General features: G+C 69.3%; 21 protein-coding genes and 1 pseudogene. 8 read left to right on the forward strand and 14 right to left on the reverse strand.

Annotated elements, in window-relative coordinates:
• The first annotated feature begins 235 nt into the window (after positions 1-235).
• The gene (locus ACTOQ2_RS24290) at positions 236-2,161 is read left to right on the forward strand and encodes an amino acid transporter (protein WP_440102438.1); all 1,926 of its coding nucleotides are present in this window, start codon (positions 236-238) and stop codon (positions 2,159-2,161) included.
• On the opposite strand, the gene ACTOQ2_RS24295 is transcribed toward ACTOQ2_RS24290, so the two are convergent.
• Complete coding sequence (locus ACTOQ2_RS24295) at positions 2,059-3,072, reverse strand: EamA family transporter (RefSeq protein WP_440102440.1); 1,014 nt, start codon at positions 3,070-3,072, stop codon at positions 2,059-2,061. The genes ACTOQ2_RS24290 and ACTOQ2_RS24295 overlap by 103 nt on opposite strands.
• Before the next feature lie 38 nt (positions 3,073-3,110).
• On the opposite strand from ACTOQ2_RS24295, the gene ACTOQ2_RS24300 reads away from it, so the two are divergent.
• On the forward strand, positions 3,111-3,614 hold the full coding sequence (locus tag ACTOQ2_RS24300) for a MarR family winged helix-turn-helix transcriptional regulator (RefSeq protein ID WP_440102442.1): 504 nt from the start codon (positions 3,111-3,113) through the stop codon (positions 3,612-3,614).
• 208 nt (positions 3,615-3,822) lie between these two features.
• Here the strand turns inward: ACTOQ2_RS24300 and ACTOQ2_RS24305 are convergent, their stop codons facing one another.
• From ACTOQ2_RS24305 to ACTOQ2_RS24335, 7 genes are all read right to left on the reverse strand, one after another.
• Complete coding sequence (locus ACTOQ2_RS24305) at positions 3,823-4,968, reverse strand: RNA polymerase sigma factor (RefSeq protein ID WP_440102723.1); 1,146 nt, start codon at positions 4,966-4,968, stop codon at positions 3,823-3,825.
• A gap of 5 nt (positions 4,969-4,973) precedes the next feature.
• Positions 4,974-5,381, reverse strand: coding sequence for a YciI family protein (locus ACTOQ2_RS24310; RefSeq protein WP_440102444.1), 408 nt, complete (start codon positions 5,379-5,381; stop codon positions 4,974-4,976).
• A gap of 175 nt (positions 5,382-5,556) precedes the next feature.
• Positions 5,557-5,730 (reverse strand): hypothetical protein, encoded by a 174-nt coding sequence (locus ACTOQ2_RS24315; RefSeq protein ID WP_440102446.1) that lies wholly within the window; start codon positions 5,728-5,730, stop codon positions 5,557-5,559.
• 120 nt (positions 5,731-5,850) lie between these two features.
• Positions 5,851-6,276, reverse strand: a complete 426-nt coding sequence (locus ACTOQ2_RS24320; protein ID WP_440102448.1) for a VOC family protein — start codon at positions 6,274-6,276, stop codon at positions 5,851-5,853.
• 278 nt (positions 6,277-6,554) lie between these two features.
• A complete protein-coding gene (locus ACTOQ2_RS24325; protein ID WP_440102450.1) occupies positions 6,555-6,710 on the reverse strand; it encodes a hypothetical protein in 156 nt (51 codons plus the stop codon).
• Between the two features lie 79 nt (positions 6,711-6,789).
• Positions 6,790-7,005: a hypothetical protein gene (locus tag ACTOQ2_RS24330; protein WP_440102452.1), complete on the reverse strand. Its 216-nt coding sequence runs from the start codon at positions 7,003-7,005 to the stop codon at positions 6,790-6,792.
• Positions 7,002-7,151 (reverse strand): hypothetical protein, encoded by a 150-nt coding sequence (locus ACTOQ2_RS24335; protein WP_440102454.1) that lies wholly within the window; start codon positions 7,149-7,151, stop codon positions 7,002-7,004. The genes ACTOQ2_RS24330 and ACTOQ2_RS24335 overlap by 4 nt, the downstream gene beginning before the upstream one ends.
• Before the next feature lie 105 nt (positions 7,152-7,256).
• On the opposite strand from ACTOQ2_RS24335, the gene ACTOQ2_RS24340 reads away from it, so the two are divergent.
• Positions 7,257-7,424 carry a hypothetical protein gene (locus ACTOQ2_RS24340; protein WP_440102456.1) on the forward strand — a complete coding sequence of 56 codons (168 nt, stop codon included), beginning with the start codon at positions 7,257-7,259 and terminating at the stop codon, positions 7,422-7,424.
• Positions 7,425-7,765: 341 nt separating this feature from the next.
• On the opposite strand, the gene ACTOQ2_RS24345 is transcribed toward ACTOQ2_RS24340, so the two are convergent.
• The 3 genes from ACTOQ2_RS24345 to ACTOQ2_RS24355 form a co-directional block, all read right to left on the reverse strand.
• The gene (locus tag ACTOQ2_RS24345) at positions 7,766-8,926 is read right to left on the reverse strand and encodes an MFS transporter (RefSeq protein WP_440102458.1); all 1,161 of its coding nucleotides are present in this window, start codon (positions 8,924-8,926) and stop codon (positions 7,766-7,768) included.
• A 75-nt stretch (positions 8,927-9,001) separates the two neighbouring features.
• The gene (locus ACTOQ2_RS24350) at positions 9,002-9,775 is read right to left on the reverse strand and encodes an SDR family NAD(P)-dependent oxidoreductase (protein ID WP_440102460.1); all 774 of its coding nucleotides are present in this window, start codon (positions 9,773-9,775) and stop codon (positions 9,002-9,004) included.
• Between the two features lie 14 nt (positions 9,776-9,789).
• Positions 9,790-10,269: a MarR family winged helix-turn-helix transcriptional regulator gene (locus ACTOQ2_RS24355; RefSeq protein WP_440102462.1), complete on the reverse strand. Its 480-nt coding sequence runs from the start codon at positions 10,267-10,269 to the stop codon at positions 9,790-9,792.
• Positions 10,270-10,387: 118 nt separating this feature from the next.
• On the opposite strand from ACTOQ2_RS24355, the gene ACTOQ2_RS24360 reads away from it, so the two are divergent.
• The 3 genes and pseudogenes from ACTOQ2_RS24360 to ACTOQ2_RS24370 form a co-directional block, all read left to right on the forward strand.
• Entirely contained in the window at positions 10,388-13,651 is a 3,264-nt protein-coding gene (locus tag ACTOQ2_RS24360; RefSeq protein ID WP_440102464.1) for an efflux RND transporter permease subunit, read from the forward strand.
• 127 nt (positions 13,652-13,778) lie between these two features.
• Positions 13,779-15,209 carry an adenylosuccinate lyase gene (purB, locus tag ACTOQ2_RS24365; RefSeq protein ID WP_440102466.1) on the forward strand — a complete coding sequence of 477 codons (1,431 nt, stop codon included), beginning with the start codon at positions 13,779-13,781 and terminating at the stop codon, positions 15,207-15,209.
• 392 nt (positions 15,210-15,601) lie between these two features.
• Positions 15,602-15,766 (forward strand): annotated as a pseudogene (locus ACTOQ2_RS24370) (DUF4158 domain-containing protein); the annotation flags it as partial.
• A gap of 31 nt (positions 15,767-15,797) precedes the next feature.
• On the opposite strand, the gene ACTOQ2_RS24375 reads toward ACTOQ2_RS24370, so the two are convergent.
• From ACTOQ2_RS24375 to ACTOQ2_RS24385, 3 genes are all read right to left on the reverse strand, one after another.
• Positions 15,798-16,388, reverse strand: coding sequence for a recombinase family protein (locus ACTOQ2_RS24375; protein ID WP_440102468.1), 591 nt, complete (start codon positions 16,386-16,388; stop codon positions 15,798-15,800).
• Between the two features lie 164 nt (positions 16,389-16,552).
• Positions 16,553-17,311 (reverse strand): MerR family transcriptional regulator, encoded by a 759-nt coding sequence (locus ACTOQ2_RS24380; protein WP_440102469.1) that lies wholly within the window; start codon positions 17,309-17,311, stop codon positions 16,553-16,555.
• A 10-nt stretch (positions 17,312-17,321) separates the two neighbouring features.
• On the reverse strand, positions 17,322-18,206 hold the full coding sequence (locus tag ACTOQ2_RS24385; protein ID WP_440102471.1) for a DUF2268 domain-containing protein: 885 nt from the start codon (positions 18,204-18,206) through the stop codon (positions 17,322-17,324).
• Positions 18,207-19,233: 1,027 nt separating this feature from the next.
• Here ACTOQ2_RS24385 and ACTOQ2_RS24390 point away from each other — a divergent pair.
• Positions 19,234-20,022, forward strand: coding sequence for a MerR family transcriptional regulator (locus ACTOQ2_RS24390; protein WP_440102473.1), 789 nt, complete (start codon positions 19,234-19,236; stop codon positions 20,020-20,022).
• A 184-nt stretch (positions 20,023-20,206) separates the two neighbouring features.
• Positions 20,207-21,004: an alpha/beta fold hydrolase gene (locus ACTOQ2_RS24395; RefSeq protein WP_440102475.1), complete on the forward strand. Its 798-nt coding sequence runs from the start codon at positions 20,207-20,209 to the stop codon at positions 21,002-21,004.
• Positions 21,005-21,068 lie beyond the last annotated feature (64 nt).

Here is a 21,068-nt window from a genome sequence, read left to right on the forward strand (position 1 = left end):
CGGTTCCTCTTCCGCGGCGATCCCTCCCGGCCGCGCTCCGCCGTCCGGGACGCCTCACCGTTCCCTCGCCGGCCGGTGGCCGGCGGACGTTCCCCGGTCACCCGCTCTGATCTCGCGGCCGCGGGACGCGGGCAGCAGGGACCGGACATCGGCACCTGGCGGCCGGCGGCGCGACAGCGCGCCGTCCACGCCCGTCAGGAGCAGGGCAACGACGTGAGCGCAGGGAGAGGAAACAGTGGCAGGTACGTCGGCATCGGCGCGGGTGGACTCGGGGCTGCGGGGGTGGTTGCTGCATGGGCTGCAACGCTCCGACCCCAGGACCAGCGGCCCGCACCACGAGGAACCGCCGGAGCACCGGCATTCCTGGTGGCAGGTGATGTGCCTGACCGGGGTGGACTACTTCTCCACCCTGGGCTACCAGCCGGGCATCGCCGCGCTGGCCGCCGGAGCGCTCAGCCCGCTCGCGACGTTGCTGCTGGTGGCGCTGACCCTGTTCGGCGCGCTGCCGACCTACCGGGCGGTGGCCGGGCAGAGTCCCCACGGGCTGGGCTCGCTGTCGATGCTGGAGCGGCTGCTGCCCGGCTGGCGAGGCAAGCTGCTGGTGCTGTTCCTGCTCGGGTTCGTGGCCACCGCCTTCATCGTGACCATCACCCTGTCGGCGGCCGACGCCACCGCCCACATCCTGCACAACCCCTTCGTGCCGGAGTTCCTGTCCGGCGGGCAGGTCCCGGTCACCCTGGCGCTGATCGCCGCGCTCGGCGGGGTGTTCCTGGTCGGGTTCAGCGAGGCCATCTCGATCGCCGTCGTCCTGGTCGCCCTCTACCTGGTGTTGAACGTGGTCGTCCTGGGCACGGCCCTGCACCGGGTGCTCGCCGACCCCGCGCTGGTCACCGGCTGGGGTGAGGCGTTGACGGCCGAGCACTCCAGCCCGATCGCGATGGTCGCCGTCTCGCTGTACGTGATGCCCAAGCTCGCCCTGGGCCTGTCGGGCTTCGAGACGGGCGTGGCCGTGATGCCGCTGGTCAAGGGGGACCTCGTCCAGCGGATCGGCGGCGCGAGGAAACTGCTGACCACCGCGGCGGTCATCATGAGCGTCTTCCTGATCACCTCGAGCTTCGCCACCACCGTGCTCATCCCGGCCGGTGAGTTCGCCGAGGGCGGCGCGGCCAACGGGCGCGCCCTGGCCTACCTGGCGCACGAGTATCTGGGAGACGGGTTCGGCACCGTCTACGACCTGTCCACCATCGCGATCCTGTGGTTCGCCGGAGCCTCCGCGCTGGCCGGGCTGCTCAACATCGTGCCGCGCTACCTTCCCCGCTACGGCATGGCCCCCGACTGGTCGCGCGCCGCCCGGCCGATGGTGCTGGTCTTCACCGCCATCTCCTTCCTCATCACCCTGTTCTTCGGCGCCGACGTGGAGTCCCAGGGCGGCGCCTACGCCACCGGCGTGCTCGCGCTGATCCTGTCGGCCGCCGTCGCGGTCACCCTGGCCGCCTGGAACGACGGCCGCACCCGCGCGGCGGTCTCGTTCGGGATCATCACGCTGATCTTCGCCTACGCCACCGTCGCCAACATCGTCGAACGCCCCGACGGCCTGGTGATCGCCCTGCTGTTCGTGCTGGCCATCGTGATCACCTCGCTGATCTCCCGGGCCACCCGCTCCACCGAGCTGCGCGTCACCAAGGTCACCCTGGACGACCTGGCCCGCCGCTACGTCAGCGAGTCGGGGGAGATCCGGCTGATCGCCAACGAGCCGCACGCGCGCGACTGCAAGGAGTACGTCGACAAGGCCCGTGAGGCCTGGGAGCTGCACCGGCTGCGTACCGGCGAGGGCCTGCTGTTTTTGGAGGTGAGCGTCTCCGACGCCTCGGAGTTCGCCGGTGAGCTGCGCGTCGTCGGCGAGGAGCGCCACGGGTTCCGCATCCTGCGGATGGAGAGCCCCACCATCGCCAACGCCATCGCCGCCCTGCTGCTGTACCTGCGTGACCAGACCGGCAAGACCCCGCACGTCTACTTCCACTGGGCCGCCGAGGGCAACCCGGTCGGCGCGTTGCTGCGCTACCTCGTCTTCGGCGGCGGTGACATCCCGCCGCTCACCCGCGAGGTGCTGCGCCAGGCCGAGCCCGAGACCGCCCGCCGCCCCCTGGTCCACGTCGGCTGACGCCGGCCCCGCTCTCCTGCGGTTCCCGAAGGCTGCCTCCGGTCCCGCAGGAGGGCTGCGAGGCGGGCCGCGGCGGGCTGGCCGAGGAGGATTCCGAGGAGGACCAGGGCCAGCCCGCAGAGCTGCCGCGCGGTGAGGGCCTCCGCGGCGGCCGTCGTGCCGAGCAGCACCCCGGTCACCGGGTTCAGCAACCCGACGAGGCCCACCGTTGCCGCCGGCAGGTGCCGCAGTCCCGAGAACCAGGCGGCGAAGGCGAGGGCCGTCGCGACGACGGTGACGTAGCCGAACCCGAGGACCGCGGGTGCGTCCAGCGCCGGCGGCGGCCCCTCCAGCGCGGCGGCGAAGGGCAGCAGGACCAGTCCTCCGGCGATGAGCTGCCAGGAGGCCGACGACAGCGCGCCGGCGCCGGTGGTCCATCGCTTGGCCAGCACGTAGCCGAACGACGACATCACCATGGCCGCGACGGACGCGAGCACGCCGAGGGCGTCGACGGCGGCCGCGCCGGTGAACAGCATGAGGCACACCCCCGCGATGCCGACGCCCGCCCCGGCCAGGTGCGCGATCCGCGGCCGTTCGGCGAGCATCGACCAGGCCAGGAGCATCATCACCACGGGCGACATCGCCATGATCGTCGAGGCGACGCTCGTCGGCAGCAGCTGGGCCGCGAGATAGACCAGCGCGAAGAACGCGCTCATGTTGAGCGTTCCGAGGACGAGGGACTTCCACCACCACGAGCCGCGAGGGAGCCTTCTGCTCAGCAGGAGGAGCAGGAGCCCGGCGGGCAGCGCTCTGACGGCCGCGCCGTACAGCGGGTAGCCGGGCGGGAGGAACTGCTGGGTGACGAAGTAGGTCGTCCCCCACGCGACCGGTGCCGTCGCCGTGACCAATGTCCAACGAAAGGTAGCTTCCATGGAAGGAATATAGCTTCCCTAGAAGCTATATTGGGGGCATGAGCGAATCCCTGGATCACGTCGCCCGCATCCAGCGGGAGTGGGCCCGCGAGCGACCGGATGTGGACGTGAGCCCGCAGGGGGTGATCGGGCGCCTGCACCGGCTCGCCGGACACCTCACCGAACAGCTCTGCCTCGTCTACCGGCGGTACGGGCTCGGGGAGGGGGAGTTCGACGTCCTGGCCACCCTGCGGCGCGCAGGGGCGCCCTTCGAGCGCGCCCCCGGAGAGCTCGCCGCCTTCACCATGGTCACCACCGGCGCGATGACCAAGCGCATCGACCGGCTCGAACGCGACGGGCTCGTCACCCGCCGTCCGAGCGAGAGCGACGGCCGGGGGCGGGTGGTCGCGCTCACCGCCGCGGGCAGAGAGCTGATCGACCGGGCGTTCGCCGAGCACATGCGCAACGAGCGCCGCCTCCTCGACGAGCTGTCTCCCGAGGAGGCGGTCCTTCTGGAGTCGCTCCTCGCCACCTGGCTGGCCCGGTTCGAGGCGCCCCAATAAATAAATCTACATTGTAAAGGCGCTCGATGGGAGCCAAGATCATTTACAGCGGACTAAAGACTCATCACCGAAAAACAGGGCGGCCCGTTCGGCTCGGATCGGGGTGTTCGCAGAACTGTCACAACTGGTCATTTATGAGAACGCGAAGAGTAACGGCACTCACCCAGAGCTGCTTTTCATCTGGCCGCGCCGACCCGAGCGGAGGCCCTCAACTGCGCAGCTGCGCGTTGAGCCGTGCGGCCTGTCGCGTGAGGTGGTCGCGTTCGGGGAGGGTGGGTGCCGATCGGGCGGCTTCGGCGTAGAGCCGTGCCGCGGTGACCGGGTCGCCGTCACGCTCGTGGAGGTACGCCGCGACGGCGGTGTGGCGGGGCAGGGCGGGGTCGAGCTCCACCAGGGCGGCCAGGCCGGCCCGCGGGCCGTCGGCCTCGCCGACCGCGACGGCCCGGTTGAGGCGGGCCACCGGGTTGCCGGTGAGGCGCACCAGTTCGTCGTACCACTCGACGATCTGCACCCAGTCGGTCTCCTCGGCCGTCCGGGCGTCGGCGTGGAGCGCGGCGATGGCGGCCTGGGCCTGGAACTCGCCCAGGCGGTCGCGGGCGAGGGCCGTCTGGAGCACGTCGACGCCCTCGGCGATCAGGCGGGTGTTCCACCGGCCGCGGTCCTGCTCGGCGAGAGGCACGAGCCTGCCGTCGGGGCCGGTCCGTGCCGGGCGCCGTGCGTGGTGGAGCAGCATGAGCGCGAGCAGGCCCGCGGCCTCCTCGTGGCTGGTCTTGGCCGCCAGCCGGCGAGTGAGCCGGATCGCCTCGGCGGCGAGGTCGACGTCACCGGAGTAGCCCTCGTTGAAGACCAGGTAGAGCACGCGCAGCACCGTGGCGACGTCGCCGGGCTGGTTGAACCGGACGCCTGAGACGGTCCGCTTGGCCCTGCTGATCCGCTGGGCCATGGTCGCCTCCGGCACGAGGTAGGCCCGCGCGATCTGGCGCGTGGTCAGGCCGCCGACCGCGCGCAGCGTGAGCGCGACGGCCGAAGCCGGTGTCAGGGACGGGTGCGCGCACAGGAAGTACAGCTGGAGCGTGTCGTCCACCACCTCGCCCGGGCCGGGCGGGGGCTCGCCCTCGGCGCGTACCTCGCGGTGCCGCCGGGAGGTGTCGGCGCGGGCGGTGTCGAGGAACTTGCGCCAGGCCACGGTGACCAGCCAGCCCTTGGGGTCCCGCGGAGAGTCGTCCGGCCACGCACCCACGGCCTCGATCAGGGCGTCCTGCACGGCGTCCTCGGCCGCCGCGAAGTCCGCTCCGCGGCGGACGAGGATGCCGATCACGGTGGGGGTGAGGGTCCGCAGCGGGGCCTCGTTCACCGTCGTCACTCCGTGATGGTCGGGGGAGCCGTCATGAACGGGCGCACCTCGAGCCACTCGTGGATCGGCTTCCCACCCGCGCCCGGAGCCGCGGACAACTCGCCGGCCAGTTCGAGCGCCCGCTCGTAGGTCTCGACGTCGATCACCATCCAGCCGGCGATCAGGTCCTTGGTCTCCGCGAACGGGCCGTCGGTGACCGGCGGCCGCCCCTCGCCGTCGTAGCGGACGAACGTGCCCTCCGGGGAGAGCGCCTGATTATCGACGAATTCGCCGGTGCCCTCGAGCCGGTCGGCGAAGTCCCGCATGTACTGCAGGTGGGCCGAGACCTCCTCCGGCGTCCACTGGTCCATCGGCACGTCGTTGGCCGCTGCCGGTGCGCCCCGGTAGTGCTTGAGCAGCAGGTACTTGGCCATCGTGTTCTCCTTGGTGCGGTACGGCCCATTGTGGCCGTGTTCACTGCGGGGACGAAGCCGGGCGCGGATTCTCGACATCCCACCGCGACATTTCTTGGCGGACTTCACAGACTCCGCGTACCGTGGTGGGGTTGAGGCGTGGGTGATCCACCCGATGCGAGCGACCGTGCGCCGCTCAGGCGCGCTGACGCTCCTCCCGCTGCCGGACCGGCTCCTCGACCGCGCTCGGCAGGGTCGTCTCGAAGTCGATCAGCTTCGCCCGGTTCGGGGTCACGACGATCCAGGCCATGCCGTCGTGGTAGAGGGAACGCACTTCCGCCTCCCACTCGACCCGTTGCTCGGGCGTCATCTCGTAGGTGTTGGTCGCCTGGAGATATTCGTTCGGGATTCCATCGACGAAGTTCAGCTCGGCCCGGCTGCGGATGAGGCGGATCGTTCTGGTTGGTCGTAGATCGGCCGCGACGGGTTGTTAGCTGAGCTGCTCGGCCAGCGCGACGATGATCCCCTCGGGGCAGCGGACATAGCAGAGCCGGTAGCTGTCTTCGTACTGGGCCAGCTCACCGACGAGTTCGGCGCCGTGAGTGCGCAGGCGGGCAACGACGTCTTCGATGTCGTCGACGGCGAACATGACGCGATGCATGCCCAGCGTGTTGTGCGGCGGGTTATGCGGTCTGGCGCCGATCGCCGCGGGGGTGTGGTATTTCGCCAGTTCCAGTCGGCCGTGGCCGTCTGGGGTCCGCATCATCGCGATGTCGCAGCGGACGCCGTCGAGTCCGACGGTGCGGTCCGCCCAAAGGCCTTCAATCTGCGTCTTGACTTCCAGCTCCATGCCGAGTTCTGCAAAGAACGCGATTGCAGCCTCAAGGTCGTCGACGACGATGCCGACGTTGTCCATCCGCTGAATTGTCACGGGGGTTCTCCTTCTTCGTCGCGCGGCCCGTTGTGGCCGCTGATGTCCCTGGGACGGAGCCAGCGCCACATTCTCGACACCCGGAGCGTGCTGAGTTCTAGGACCTGCTTCTGGCCGTCACCGCCCTGGGGCGCCCACACCGCCGAACGAGAACCCGCCCGCACGCACGCCGATCCGCTTGACGATTCGGTAGATCGCGTCGTTGTCGCAGTCGATCTCGACCATGACCGGGACGACGTAGCGGACTCAGCGGGTGGTGGCCATCAGGAACCCTTCTTCGAGGTGGTGCGCTGCCGCGTCCGGCGCGACGTGGTGGCGGCTGGCGCCGCGGCCGGGGTGATGTCGCCGGGGAACAGCGCCCCAGGCACCAGGTCGAGCCTGGTCACCGGCACCGTGTCCGGCGGGGACAGATCCAGCACCCAGTCGCCGAACCGGCGGATGGTGTGGGTGATGTACGGGGAGATCGTGGCCAGGTCGTCGGTGTCGATCGGGTGCCCGTCACCAGCCAGGGCGTTCGCCGCGGCGGTGATATCGCAGGCGGATGCCGTCGAGCCGCTGCTCGGTCGCGCCGAGTTCGTCGAGCGCCTGCAGGTGGGCCAGGCGCAGCTTGAACTTGCCCAGCGTTGCCGCTTTCGCCGGTGTCTTCAAGGGCCAGGAGGAGCGGGCTCTGGATTTGCCGTCGTCTGGCGCTGCTGCGCTCGCGGTGGCGGTCACCAGGTGTAGGACTGCGGGGCCGGTCCCGGGCCCGGCCAGATTCTGTCGAGTCGTTGCATGGCGTCATCGTCCAGGTGCACCGACAGTGCGTTGAGGTCTGACCGCAGTTCCTCGATCGTCATCGCTCCGACGATGGTCGTGGACACGGCAGGGTTCTGCAGCGCGACCCCCGCCGGCGGCGCGACCGGTACGTCATCGACCCCGACGTCTGGTACCGAGCCTGGCTGGTCAGCGCATGGCAGAACGCCACCATGGCCGACCTCGCCCGTGACGGAGCCGAAATCCTCGACTCCACCACCCCCGCTGGCGCCCGACTGCAGGACATGAGCCAGTTCTTCGAGCACGTCAGCCAAAACCTGGTCCAGGCCGCCGAGCAGTGGCGGCAGGATTTCACGTTGAGGCGAACGACAGATCGTTAGCGTAGAGTACGACCCCAGACATATGTCATTGCGTAGGTGCAGGTCACGAGCGTTGAAAGCCCTCCACGAGGCAAGATCTTTTAGATGATCAACGGTGGCGGCTCGCCGTAGCTACGGGAGTTCCAGGCCGTGACGGAAGGGTGCTGACCTGCGGGGACCCCGTTAACGTCGGAGTCCGTTCCAAATCTCTCTGACCCCCGAGTCGGGGTGTTGGAGGGGGCGGGGCATCTGGTGCCGATGGAGGTTCCGGCGGCCTGTGTGGAGGCGGTGGCGCGCTGGCGTGTGTCGCGGGCGCTGTGAGGGTGTGTCTTTTCGTCGGTGTCGGTGGAGTGGGTGTGGTGTTATGCCGTTTTCTTGGGGTGTAGTGCTCCGGCGGAGGCGGCCATGAAGGCGGCGAGCAGGGCGGGGATGCCCAGGGCGGCGGGCAGGCCGATGAGTTCGGCGGCGCCGCCGATGATGGCGGGGCCCGCGACGAGGCCGGCGTAGCCGACGGTGGCGACCTGGGCGATGGCCTGTCCGGCGCGGGCGGGGTCGTGGTTGCCGGCGGCGGAGAAGACCTGGGGGACGATGGCGGCTAGGCCGAGGCCGAAGAGGGCGAATCCGGCGATGGCGGTGGGGATCTGGCCGACGAGCAGGGTGGTGGTGAGGCCGACGGTGGCCAGGAGGCCGGAGTAGCGGACCAGGCGTACGGGGCCGAGGCGGTGGGCGAGGTGGTCGCCGGTGAAGCGGCCGATGGTCATGGCGATGGAGAAGGCGGCGAATCCGGCGGCGGCGACGGCTTGGGAGGCGCCGAGGTTTTGGAAGAGGTAGACGGCGGTCCAGTCGTTGGCGGCGCCTTCTCCGACGAGGCCTGCGAAGGAGACGATGCCCATGAGGATGATCCAGCCGGTCCAGGGGGCGCGTCGGCGGGGTGTGGTGGGGGTCGCGGGGGGTGGGGTGGTGGGGAGGAGGTGGCGGCGGGCGTACAGGGAGGCGAGGGCGAGGGGGAGGCCGACGGCGGTGAGGGTGGTGGCGGCGCTGAGGTCGAGGGCGGCGAAGAGGCCGCCGATGCCTGCTCCGGTGAAGCAGCCGAGGCTGAACATGCCGTGGAAGGAGGACATGATGGGGCGGCGGTAGGCGCGTTCGACTTCGACGCCGTGGGCGTTCATGGAGACGTCGAGGAAGGCATTGGTGAAGCCGAAGAGGAAGAGGGTGGCGATGAGGGCGGGCAGGGTGGTGGCGTAGCCGGGGGGGATGACGGTGAGTGCGGTGGCGATGGCGGCGGGGGTGATGAGGCGGGCGCTGCCGAGGCGGTCGGTGAGGTGTCCGGCGAAGCGCATGCCGGTGACGAGTCCGACGGCGATGGCGAGGAGGCCGTAGCTGAGCTGGCCGTCGCTGAGGTGGAGGGTGTGTTTGACGGCGGGGATGCGGGCGGCCCAGGCTCCGGAGGTGATGCCGAGGAGGATGAAGAAGTAGCAGACGGCTTTGCGGGCGCCTGTGGGGGGCCGGTGTGTGGTGGTCATGAGCTCCCCGGGTGTGTTGGCTCCGGGGCGTATTCAATCATGGTGGGTTTTGGTGGTGGGGGTGTCAGTGGACGTTCAGTGGACGGAGAAGCCGCCGTCGACGCAGATGGCCTGGCCGGTGATGTAGGCGCTGGCGTTGCCGGCGAGGAGGACGGCGATGCCGGCGAAGTCGGCGGGCAGTCCGTTGCGGCCGGTCATGGTGCGGGCGGCGAGTGCTTCGACGCGGCCGGGGATGGTTTGGGCGGGTTGGGTGAGGGGGGTGAGGACGAAGCCGGGGATGATGGTGTTGGCGCAGACGCCGTGGGGGGACCAGGCTTCTGCCTGGGAGCGGGTGAGGCCGGTGATGGCGGCTTTGGAGATGCCGTAGGCGCCGCTGTCGCCGAAGGCTCTGTGGGATTGCTGGGAGCCGATGTTGATGATGCGGCCCCAGCCTCGGTGGGCCATGCGGGGGCCGAAGTGCTGGCCGAGGAGGTAGGGGGCGGTGATGTTGACGGCCATTGTCTGCTGGTAGTCGTCGGTGGTGAGGTCTGCCATGGGGGCGCGGATGTTGTTGGCGGCGTTGTTGACGAGGATGTCGATGTCGCCGAAGTGGGTGGGGGCCTGGTGGCACAGGCGGGTGATGTCGTCGGGGTTGGCGAGGTCGGCGGTAATGGCGGCGGCGGTGATGTGGTGTTCGTGGAGTTCGGTGAGGGTGCGGGTGAGTTCGGTGGTGCGGCGGGCGGCGATGATGACGGAGGCGCCGGCGTGGCCGAGGGCGTGGGCGATGGCGTGTCCGATGCCGGAGCTGCCGCCGGTGATGAGGGCGGTGCGGCCGGTGAGGGAGAAGAGGGTGTCGGTGGGTGCTGTCACAGCGACAGAACCTATCATCCCACCTTTTTGTGAGGGGGGTGATCCTGGAGGGCGAGGGCGGCCTGCTGGATCTTGTCCATGATGGCGGACAGGTCGTGCAGGGTGGGGGTGTCGAGGTGTCGCAGGAGGTGGCGGAACTCGGTGAGGCCGGCGTCGGCGATCTGTTCGACGAGGGCGCGTCCGGCGGGGGTGAGCTGGGCGCGGCGGATGCGGCGGTCGTGGGGGTCTTCGCGGCGGGCGACGAGACCGTGGGCGACGAGGCGGTCGACGATGCCGGTGACGGTGCCGAGGCCGACGTCGAGGTGGGCGGCGAGGTCCTGGCCCGAGGCGGAGTCCTGGCCGGAGAGGATCATGACGACTTTGAGCTGGCGCATGGTCAGGTTGGAGTCGAAGAGGGGGGATGGGGCGCTGTGCTGGGCCAGGAGCCGGCCCAGGTCGCGTTGCATGGCGCCGATCTGGTCGATCAGTTGTTCGCGGTCGTCGTTCACGCTCACCTCTCGCTTCCTGAGAAGGTTATCAGGATTGGTAAGCATCGTTAAATATTCGTATGAGGCGAAGTGTTAGTCTGGGGCGAATCTTGTTGTGATATCCCTCCTTGAGGAGTCCGCCCCCATGACCTCCCTGGCCAGGTTGAGCCTCGCCAACCGCAGCCTCGTCATAATGATCGCGCTGGTGTTGAGCGCGTTCGGCCTTTTCGCGATCCCCTCGCTGAAGCAGCAGCTGCTGCCCTCGCTGTCGTTTCCGGGGGCGTTCGTGGCGGCCTCCTACCCGGGGGCCTCTCCTGAGATCGTCGAGGAGCAGGTGACCGAGCCGATCGAGAACAGCTTCCAGGGGCTGGAGGGGGTCTCGGAGGTGACCTCGACGTCTCGGGAGGGGATGGCGCAGGTCCAGGTGGCGTTCGAGTACGGCACCGACATCGACGCGGCGGTCGCGCAGATGCAGCAGGCGATCTCGCGGATCGAGGCGCAGCTGCCAGAGGGGGTCGATCCGCAGGTTCTCTCGGGCGGGACCGACGACATCCCGGTGATGCAGCTGGCGGTGGGCGACGGCGGTGACCAGCGGGTCATGGCCGAGCGGCTGGAGCGGCTGGTGGTGCCGGAGCTGCAGGCCATCGAGGGAGTGCGCTCGGCGACGGTGACGGGGGCCCGCGACGAGGTGGTGACGATCACTCCGGACGCCCGCAAGCTGGCGTTGCTGGGGTTGTCGCCGACGGCGGTGGCCGAGGTGCTGCGGGCCAACGGGCAGCCGGTTCCGGCGGGCAGCGTGACCCAGGACAAGCTGTCGCTGACGGTTCAGGTGGGGTCGCGGGTCTCGACGCTGGAGGAGCTGAAGGATCTGTACCTGACGCCTGCCGCGCCGGCGGCGCAGCAGGCGCCGGCGCAGGCCCGGCAGGCGCCGGGCGGCGGATCGGCCCAGCAGATCCAGCAGGCGCAGCGGGCGCAGGCCCAGGCGCAGGCGCAGCGCCCCCCGGCGGCTCCCAAGCCGGTGCGGCTGGGGGACGTGGCGACGGTGGAGCGGACGCTGGCCGAGGGGACGTCGCTGACGCGGACCAACGGGCAGCCGAGCCTGGGGTTGTCGGTGACGATGACGCCGGACGGCAACGCGGTGGCGATCTCGCACCAGGTGCGGGAGAAGCGCGCGGAGCTGGTGCGGGCGATCGGGGACTCCTCGGAGATAACGGTGATCTTCGATCAGGCGCCGTACGTGGAGCGGTCGATCGAGGACCTGACGACCGAGGGGTTGCTGGGCCTGGCGTTCGCGGTGCTGGTCATCTTGGTCTTCCTGCTGTCGGTGCGCTCGACGCTGGTGACGGCGGCGTCGATCCCGCTGTCGGTGGTCATCGCGTTGATCGCCTTGTGGGTGGGCGACTACTCGCTGAACCTGCTGACGCTGGGCGCGCTGACGATCGCGGTGGGCCGGGTGGTCGACGACTCGATCGTGGTCTTGGAGAACATCAAGCGTCACCTGGGATACGGGGAGGCCAAGCGCAAGGCGGTGCTGGCCGGGGTGCGCGAGGTCAGTGGCGCGGTGACGGCCTCGACGTTGACGACGGTGGCGGTGTTCCTGCCGATCGCGGTGGTGGGCGGCATGGTGGGGCAGCTGTTCGCGCCGTTCGCGATCACGGTGACGGTGGCGCTGCTGGCGTCGCTGCTGGTGTCGCTGACGGTGGTGCCGGTGCTGGCGTACTGGTTCCTCAAGGCGCCGGTGCTGTCACCGGAGCAGGCGCGGGTGGTGCGCGAGGAGGCCGAGGCCAAGGAGCTGCGCAGCCCGCTGCAGCGGGCCTACCTGCCGGTGCTGCGGTTCGCGACGCGGCGGCGGCTGGTGACGCTCCTGGTCGGCGTGGTGGTGTTCGCCGCGACGATGGGCCTGGCCGGGCGGCTGGAGACCAACTTCATCGACTCCTCCGGTCAGGACACGGTGTCGATCAGCCAGCGGATGCCGGCCGGTACCGACCTGGCGGCGACGGACGCGGCGGCCAAGAAGGTCGAGGAGGTCCTGGCGTCACTGAAGGGCGTGCGCGACTACCAGGTGAACGTGGGCGGCGGCGGCGGATTTCTGGGAACGGGCGGCGGTGGCGGTGACCGGGCGTCGTACTCGGTGACGGTCGCCGAGGAGACCGACAGCGCGGTGCTGGAGGAGGAGCTGCGCGGGCGGCTGAAGGAGCTGCCCGAGGCCGAGATCGGTGAGGTCACCGTGGGCGGCGGCCAGGGCGGCCCCGGCGGCGGGGCGACCGACCAGCTGCAGGTGATCGTGCAGGCGCCGGATGTGGCGACGCTGCGGACGGCGGCCGAGATGGTTCGCACCGCGATGGCCGACCTGGGCGGGCTGCGGGATGTGACCTCCAACCTGGCGGCCGGCGCCGAGCGGGTCGAGGTGCGGGTCGACCGGGAGAAGGCGGCGGCCAGGGGGCTGACGGAGACGCAGATCGGGCAGCTGGTGGCCCAGCAGTTCCGCGGGGCGCCGCTGGGTGAGCTGACGCTGGACGGCCGCTCGGGTGCGGTGGTGCTGCGGACGGCGGACGCGCCCGAGGACGTCAAGGCCGTGGGCGCGCTGAAGCTGCCGACGGCGACGGGCGTGGTGAAGCTGTCGCAGGTGGCCAAGGTGTCCACGGTGGCCGGTCCCACGCAGGTGACGCGGATCGACGGTGAGCGCAGCGCGACGGTGTCGGGTACGGCGACCGGCAGTGACCTGGGCGCGGTGACGACGCAGCTGACGTCGAAGCTGGAGGCGCTGGCGTTGCCCGCGGGGGCGAGCTTCACCATGGGCGGGGTGAGCGCGGACCAGGCCGAGGCGTTCGGGCAGCTGGGGCTGGCGATGCTGGCGGCGATCGCGATCGTCTTCATGATCATGGTGGCGGCGTTCCGTAGCTTCGTGCAGCCGCTGATCCTGCTGGTGTCGGTGCCGTTCGCGGCGACCGGCGCGATCGGGCTGCTGCTGGCGACGGGCACGCCGATGGGGGTTCCGGCCCTGATCGGCATGCTGATGCTGATCGGCATCGTGGTGACCAACGCGATCGTGCTGATCGACCTGATCAACCAGTACCGCGAGCAGGGCATGGGCATCGTGGAGGCGGTGATCGAGGGGGGCCGGCGCAGGCTGCGGCCGATCCTGATGACCGCGGTGGCGACGATCTTCGCGTTGATCCCGATGGCGCTGGGACTGACCGGCTCGGGTGGGTTCATCTCTCAGCCGCTGGCGATCGTGGTGATCGGCGGGCTGCTGTCGTCGACGCTGCTGACGCTGGTTTTGGTGCCGACCCTGTACGTGATGGTGGAGCGGCTCAAGGAGCGGCTGCGGCGCACGCCCAAGGACGGCGCGGAGCGGCCGCAGCTGAAGGTCTACGACAAGGACGAGCTGGCGCCGACGACCCGGTAGGGCGCCGGCCGAAGATGAGCGAGGCGGGAGGGCCGCTCGCCCGCGCGGGCGAGCGGCCCTCCCGCCTCACCGGGGGCGCCCACCCCTGGTCGGGGCGGGCGGGGATGGCGGAATATACTGACCCAACGTGACTGCCAAGCCGCGTATCCCCAATGTCCTTGCCGCCCGCTACGCCTCCGCGCAGCTGGCCCGCCTGTGGTCTTCCGAGTACAAGGTGGTGGCCGAGCGGCGCCTGTGGCTGGCCGTGCTGGCCGCCCAGGCGCGGCTGGGGGTGGCGGTGCCCCCCGAGGCGCCGGCGGACTACGAGAAGGTCCTCGACCACGTCGACCTGGAGTCGATCGCCGCCCGCGAGCGCGTCACCCGCCACGACGTCAAGGCCCGCATCGAGGAGTTCAACGCGCTGGCCGGCCACGAGCAGGTGCACAAGGGCATGACCTCGCGGGATCTGACCGAGAACGTCGAGCAGCTGCAGATCCGCGACAGCCTGGTGGTGGTCCGCGACCGGTGCGTGGCACTGCTGGCCGCGCTGGCGCGCCTGGCGGCGGAGCACTCGCAGCTGGTGATGGCCGGGCGCTCGCACAACGTGGCCGCGCAGTCGACGACGCTGGGCAAGCGGTTCGCCTCGGTGGCCGACGAGCTGCTGGTGGCGTTCACCCGGCTGGAGGAGCTGATCGCCCGCTACCCGCTGCGCGGCATCAAGGGGCCGGTCGGCACCGCCCAGGACATGCTGGACCTTCTGGGCGGGGACGCGGCCAAGCTGGCGGCGCTGGAGGACGAGGTGGCCGCCCACCTGGGGTTCGCCCACCGGCTGACCAGCGTGGGGCAGGTGTATCCGCGTTCGCTGGACTACGAGGTGGTCACCGCGCTGGTGCAGCTGGCCGCGGCCCCCTCCTCGCTGGCCAAGACGATCCGGCTGATGGCCGGCCACGAGCTGGTCACCGAGGGGTTCGCCGAGGGGCAGGTCGGCTCCTCGGCGATGCCGCACAAGATGAACACCCGCTCGTGCGAGCGGGTCAACGGGCTGGCGGTCATCTTGCGGGGGTATGCGTCGATGACCGGGGAGCTGGCCGGCGACCAGTGGAACGAGGGGGACGTGTCGTGTTCGGTGGTGCGCCGGGTGGCGCTGCCGGACGCGTTCTTCGCGTTCGACGGTCTGGTGGAGACCATGCTGACGGTGCTGGAGGAGTTCGGCGCCTTCCCCGCGGTGATCGCCGCCGAGCTGGACCGCTACCTGCCGTTCCTGGCGACGACCAAGATGCTGATGGCCGCGGTGCGCGCCGGGGTGGGCCGCGAGAGCGCCCATGAGCTGATCAAGGAGCACGCGGTGGCCTCGGCCCTGGCGATGCGCGAGGAGGCGGGCGGCAACGAGCTGATCGCCCGCCTGGGAGCCGACGAGCGTTTCCCGCTGGACGAGGCGGCGCTGCGGGACCTGCTGGGCGAGCCGATCTCCTTCACCGGCGCGGCCTCGGCCCAGGTGGAGGCGGTCGTGACGCGCGTGGCGCAGGTCGTGGCCCGCTACCCGCAGGCGGCCGCCTACCGGCCCGGGGCGATCCTCTGAACGCTCTGAACGCCTTGAGCGGCACGCCGACACCGCTGGTGAAGGCCGCCGAGGTCGCGCGGGCCTGCGCGGGTGACGCGCTCGTGCTGTGGGGGGCAGGCGATGGGCCCGGGGGTGCGGGCGTGGGCGCTGGGGGAGGCGGTGGCCTGCCCCGACCTTAACGGCCCCCCACTCGGGTCGGCGTCGCCAGCCGCAAAGTAACTCTGCGTAACAGTCGTTGAACGATGTGGTCCGGCTTTGTCTGTTTCAGATCGGCCGCAAAGTGGCTGAGCGTTGCGTTTCAAGTCCGCCACGTCGCGGTCACGGCTCCGGCATACCGGTCGGTAGCCGAACGGTTACGAATCATGTTTTTCCTGACCTTTAGCGAGATCGAGGAGAAACAGGGTGCGGGCATGCGGCGCGAGTGGGAGTTGGAGGACCTGATCGAGTGCTGGACGCTGGATGAGGAGGAGTTCGCTCTGCTGGCGAACAAGTCCGGAGCCACACGGCTTGGCTTCGCCCTGATGCTGAAGTTCTTCGAGCTGGAAGCACGCTTCCCCCGGCGCGAGGACATCCCGCGGGCCGCGGTGGACTTCATGGCCGGGCAGGTCAAGATCGAGCCCATCCCATTGGGTCATAGACGCCGACCAGTGGCCCGGTCAGGAGTTCCAGCTGGATGCCCGCTTCCTGCAGGGTCGCGGCCAGCGTCATCAGTTCGGCGGCGTTGCGCGCCAGCCGCTTCATCTCGTGCACGACCAGGATCACCGCTTGGCCCGGGGCGGCGCTCTTGATGTCGGTGCACAGTTTCAGGGCGGTCTCGAACTCCGGCCGGACTTTGATCCGGGTGGAGATCTTCTCGGAGAAGATCCGGCTGCAGCCCGCCTTCTCCAGGGCCTCGATCTGGCTGGCCAGCTCCTGCTGGGCGGTGGAACAGCGGGCGTAGCCGATCCTGATCGCCGTGTCGCTGGCCTCGGCGACGGCGGCCTGGAGCGGCGGGCCCTTCATCCATGGCCTGCCGGGCAGCCGGTCGGCTGGGACGGCGACCTCCAGCACCTCACGCAACGCCGGGACCAGAACGAACCGGGCGGTGTGATACTTCGACGCGACCTTGCCGCCTCGGGTCCGGCACACACTTCCGGCCAGAACCGCGCATCGGGGGCAGGCGTGCCGCTCGACCGTGCCCGCCGACTCCGATGTCATCTCCAGGTCTCGGAGTCTCGCAGAAGTGCTTCGCAGAAGTCTGGCCCTTTTGAGAGATGTTCTGCGAAGAGCCACCTGGGCGGGAGCGGCGGGAGCGGCGGGAGCGTTGGCGTCCGGCGCGCTGGTGCCTCTCGCAGAAATGCCATTTCTGCGAACCACACGAGCTACATCCGGGTATGCGCGTACGTGTGCAGCGCGTCGCGGACGAACCTCGCCCCCTCCTCGTCGTCGTACATGGCGGCGAAGCGAGGGTCGTCGACGAACATGTCCCCAATGCCGTTCACCATCTCGATCGAGCGCTCCCGGTCGCCCTCAGCGGTGGGAGTGCCCGGGATCTGACTCAGCCACTGGACATGTCGGGCAGCCAGCGACTGAGCGTGTTCCGATGTCGGCGAATCCCCGGCCTTCACTGCAGCAACCCATGCGGCGACGAGGTCTTCGGTGTCCTGCTTCCAGGCTCGCTGCTGGTCAAGGCTCTTGCCATGCCACCAGTCGTTGCTCACTTGGAACGCGTGCTCGCCCCAACGTGAGATCACCTCGTCCTTGTAGAGGTCATTGAACCCCGCCAACATGACATCCATCCGCGGTTCAACCCCGGCCTGAAGGGCCTCGAGTGTGTGACGCACGGACCGGACCTGCCGTTCGATGCGGTCCCGTTCCTCTTCCAACGCGGCGATGTGGGCGCGGAGCCCGTCGAGCGCGTCCACCTCCTCGGCCAAGACCTCGGCGATGGCCGGCAAGCCCATGCCGAGCCGGCGCATGAGCAGGATCCGCTGGAGCCGGGCGACCGCGGTGGGGTTGTAGTAGCGGTACCCGTTCGCGCCGACCCGCGACGGGACCAGGAGCCCGACGCGGTCATAGTGACGCAGGGTCCGGCTGGTGATGCCGGCCCTCGCCGCGAGTTCCTGGATCGTCCACTCCATCCCTCCAGTGTTACCCGCGGCGGAGAGTGGTTGCGATGATCTCCGAGGCGTCGGCGTGCAGGGCTTGGGCCGCCGTCTGCCCGGTCGCCGCCAGGTAGGTGTCGACCAGCCGGTTGCCCGCGGCGTACCCCGCGCCCATCGGCAATCCCACCGGGGCGACGCCGAGGTGCTCCGCGCCGGGGTCGCCGTGCACCCAGGCGGTGAAGTTCTGCATGCCTGTCACGTCGAGCCCGGTGAGCACCTTGGCGAAGACCTCGTCGTCGTGCAGGTGCGGCACACCGATGCGGGCGGGGCCGAGCTCATCGCCGTAGAGCTGGCGGGCGAAGGCGTCGGCCAGCCCCTCGCCGACAATATGCTCGCCGACCGTAACGGTCATCGGGTCCCACACCACCCCGCCCGGGCTCCACCGCAGGTTGTGGTGCAGTTCGTGCACGGCGGTGGCCTCCAGCCGTTCCACGTTCTCGGGGAAGGGCCAGAACGTGATGGCGATGTTGCCCGAGATGCCGCCGAACCCGGTCAATCCTTTGCAGGGACCCATGAAGTGTTCGTCACCCGGATCGCCGAGAACGAACAGCACGGTGATGTCCGGGGCCTCCAGCCCCGTTGTCGCCTCCAGCAGTACGGCGAGAGCGTTGTCGAGCGCGCGTTGCATCCGCTCCCAGGCCCCGGCCGCTGCCAGGGTTTCGAGCGCCTCCAGGCAACGCTCCTCGTCGCGGTCGATGGGGAACCCGGACGATTGGAGGTGTACGGCTACCAGGTCGAGCTCGCCTGGGTGGTAGCGATACATGCCCTTGTTGGCTTCCAGCATCGAACGCAGCAGGTCAACGCGGTCCGCGACCGGGGACAGCAGGATCTGTCGCATGGCGGCGTAGGTGTCAAGAACAGTGATCGACATGGCCCCGATGCTAGAAGTTGACGCAGCGTCAAGGTCAAACCAGCGGCGCTCTTCGTCGAGATACAGCCGGGCATGCCGTCACCCAGGCCCGTCGCGACCGGCGGTTCGCCGCTGCGATGGACTCCCAACTTGGTCAGCCGCAGTTCCAGCGTGCGCAGCTCCTCGGTCTTGCGGTCCGCGGTAAACAGCATCCACCGCTGCACCCAGCCGTCGCCAGCTACTCCAGAGAACCTCCTCAGAGGCCTGTCGGCGCGACCCGACAGACACAGCACCGCGACCGCGATGATCGGCTATCGCCATCCCAACCCGTCACGCGGAGCTACCTTGCGGCTGGTGGCACGGACCCGAGTGGAGGGCCTAGGAGCGGTGTTTTGTGACGCGGAGTCTGATTTTCCGGGCCGCGGGGAGCCGGGTCGGCGGGGTGTCGGGAAATCGTCTAATCCCGACAGGCCGGACTGCCGGGTCAGCCCGCGGGGGCGAGGCGGGCGATGACGATGCAGGCGATGTTGTGGTCGGAATCGGCCCGGTGCTTGGGTAGCTGACCCAGCCCGCCAAATTTTCGATCTTGCCGACGCCGGTCAGTGGTCTGTACGCAGCAGCTCGACGGCACGGGCCCGGTCGGCAGCGGTGGACAGGGTGTAGATCCGGGTCGAGTTCAGCGAGGCGTGCCCGAGTAATTCGGAGACCAGCACGATGTCCGCGCCGGCTCGTGTCCGTCTACTATCGCCGCCAGACACGAATCTGCCGGCGGACTTGACCCTGACGCTGCGTCAACCCTGCATGCTGGCTGTCATGAGCATCCCGCCAACAACCGATCAGGTCCAGGAGACCGCATATAAGTTCCGGCGAAAAATGGCCGGGAATCTCCGGAGCTACGTGGCCAGACATGATCCCTTGACGGCAGATGTACGGCCCCGCCGTGTGGCGGGGCCGTACATCTGCCGATGTGGTGGGGCATCGTTGCCTACCTGTTCGCCAACCTCTCCTACCGTCGCAGGATCTCCTGAGTTGAGAGCAGGATCAGAGCATGCTGACCATCAGTCAATTGGCGGCGTATGCCGGCGTCACGGTGCGGGCGGTGCGGCACTATCACCAGATCGGGCTCCTGCCCGAAGCGGACCGGGATGCCTCGGGCTACCGGCGCTACGGCGCAAAGGCAGTCGTGTCGCTCATCAAGATCCGAACCCTCGCCAACGCCGGCGTGCCGCTGTCTCAGATCGGTCAGATGCTCCAAGCCGACGCATCGACCTTTGCCGAAGCAGTCCAACGGATCGACAGTCGCCTGCACGACGAGATCGAACGGCTTGAGACCAGCCGCAAGCAGATCGCGCAGCTCGCCGCCGGGGACAGTCTGGCGCTCCCGCCGGAGGTGATCTCCTACCTCGATCTGCTCCGGGAGATCGGGGTAGGAGAGCGGATGGTGGAGGCCGAGCGGGACGGGTGGATCCTGGTTGTTGCTGCCTCCTGGCCCGAAGACATCCCCGCGGTTATGGCCGCAAAATTCGCGCAGCTCGATGACCCGCAACTCGTTCGGCTCTACCGGATCCTGTCGGAGATCATCGAAAACGACGACGCAGGCGACGACGATCCGCGTCTGGCAGAAGCCGCCGATATCATGGCCGGCCTGGCCGAGCAGGCATACACCTCCGGCGAGATCAACCCCGACGAGGTCGCGCACGACGACCTACCGGTTGACCTTCTGGACGCACTTGCCGTCGAGTCCGACCCGCGGGCGGAGCGGCTGCTGGACCTGATGCGCGAGCGCGGCTGGGCCGGTTGGCACCGGATGGAGCGGCTGGCGGAGCCCCCCGACTAACCTGCGGGCGTCGTTTCACACCTGGACGTCCACTACTCATGTCGGCGGGCGACGGGGTACAGGATCAGGCTGGTGGAGCGCGGCACAAGACCGACGTCGCCCCGAGACAGCAGGAGGGCGCCGTCCGGGACCTGGCCACCGGCACCAGCCATCGTTCGCGATTCACCTCTGAGAAAGGGAGACCATGACCATCAAGCGATCCCCCTGGACCGGCATGGTCCCAGTAGACGATACGGCCTTAGCCGTCACCGACACCGACACCGACGGTGTCCCCGTGATCTACCTCAACGGCCACGCCGCCGTTCAGCGGCAATGGCGGCGGGTCCTTGCCGAGTTGGGGACGGAGTGGCGGCATATCACCTACGACATGCGGGGGCGTGGTAAGTCGAAGCGTTCGGCGGATTATTCGTTCGAGACGAACATCCGAGATGTCGATGCTGTCCTCGCAGCCCGGGGTGTGGCCCGGGCGGTGATGGTGGGCTGGTCCTATGGAGCGTTTGTCGCGGCGCACTGGGCCAGCCGGAATCCGGCCCGTACCGTGGGCGCGGTCTTGGTGGAGGGCGCGCAGCCCTACGACTGGTTCGACGAGTCCATGGAACCGGGGATGCGCAAGATATGGAAGCGGATCTGGTGGCCCATGCAGCTGCTGCGCCCGTTCGGTATGGCTCCACGGATGACCGGCGACCAGCTGGCAGACAGCAACATCGAGGTCGGCAAGATCGCCCGCGAGCGTGACCTGGGCCCCGTGCTGGACAGCATCACCGTCCCGGCGCGCTACGTGGTCGCTTCTGGGGAGTCCTTCGGAAGCCAGGGCGGGCACGAACGGATACGCGCCAGCCTCCCTGCGGTGACTGCCCGCAATCCGAACATCCAAATCAGCGCGAAAGTCGCCAGCAACCACGGTTCGATCCTGCGTAAGGACTATCGCGCCATTGCCGAGGCCGTACGTGAGGTCGCCGCCCTCGACCACGAGGGGAACTGAAGACGCCGCCGTCACGGTGAATCCCGCACGGGAGAATCCTGATAGCCGTCGGCGCAAAGCCAGA

This window comes from Streptosporangium sp. H16, assembly GCF_051918855.1.
GTDB lineage: Bacteria > Actinomycetota > Actinomycetes > Streptosporangiales > Streptosporangiaceae > Streptosporangium.

Bases quoted from the DNA above. Each gene is read 5' to 3' on its own strand.
- ACTOQ2_RS24345 (WP_440102458.1), bottom strand. From the start codon at position 8,926: ATGACCACCACACACCGGCCCCCCACAGGCGCCCGCAAAGCCGTCTGC.
- ACTOQ2_RS24315 (WP_440102446.1), bottom strand. From the start codon at position 5,730: ATGACGCCCGAGCAACGGGTCGAGTGGGAGGCGGAAGTGCGTTCCCTC.
- ACTOQ2_RS24380 (WP_440102469.1), bottom strand. From the start codon at position 17,311: ATGGAGTGGACGATCCAGGAACTCGCGGCGAGGGCCGGCATCACCAGC.
- ACTOQ2_RS24390 (WP_440102473.1), top strand. From the start codon at position 19,234: ATGCTGACCATCAGTCAATTGGCGGCGTATGCCGGCGTCACGGTGCGG.
- ACTOQ2_RS24310 (WP_440102444.1), bottom strand. From the start codon at position 5,381: ATGGCCAAGTACCTGCTGCTCAAGCACTACCGGGGCGCACCGGCAGCG.
- ACTOQ2_RS24385 (WP_440102471.1), bottom strand. From the start codon at position 18,206: ATGTCGATCACTGTTCTTGACACCTACGCCGCCATGCGACAGATCCTG.
- ACTOQ2_RS24375 (WP_440102468.1), bottom strand. From the start codon at position 16,388: ATGACATCGGAGTCGGCGGGCACGGTCGAGCGGCACGCCTGCCCCCGA.
- ACTOQ2_RS24395 (WP_440102475.1), top strand. From the start codon at position 20,207: ATGACCATCAAGCGATCCCCCTGGACCGGCATGGTCCCAGTAGACGAT.
- ACTOQ2_RS24360 (WP_440102464.1), top strand. From the start codon at position 10,388: ATGACCTCCCTGGCCAGGTTGAGCCTCGCCAACCGCAGCCTCGTCATA.
- ACTOQ2_RS24300 (WP_440102442.1), top strand. From the start codon at position 3,111: ATGAGCGAATCCCTGGATCACGTCGCCCGCATCCAGCGGGAGTGGGCC.
- ACTOQ2_RS24340 (WP_440102456.1), top strand. From the start codon at position 7,257: ATGGCCGACCTCGCCCGTGACGGAGCCGAAATCCTCGACTCCACCACC.
- ACTOQ2_RS24320 (WP_440102448.1), bottom strand. From the start codon at position 6,276: ATGGACAACGTCGGCATCGTCGTCGACGACCTTGAGGCTGCAATCGCG.
- ACTOQ2_RS24295 (WP_440102440.1), bottom strand. From the start codon at position 3,072: ATGGAAGCTACCTTTCGTTGGACATTGGTCACGGCGACGGCACCGGTC.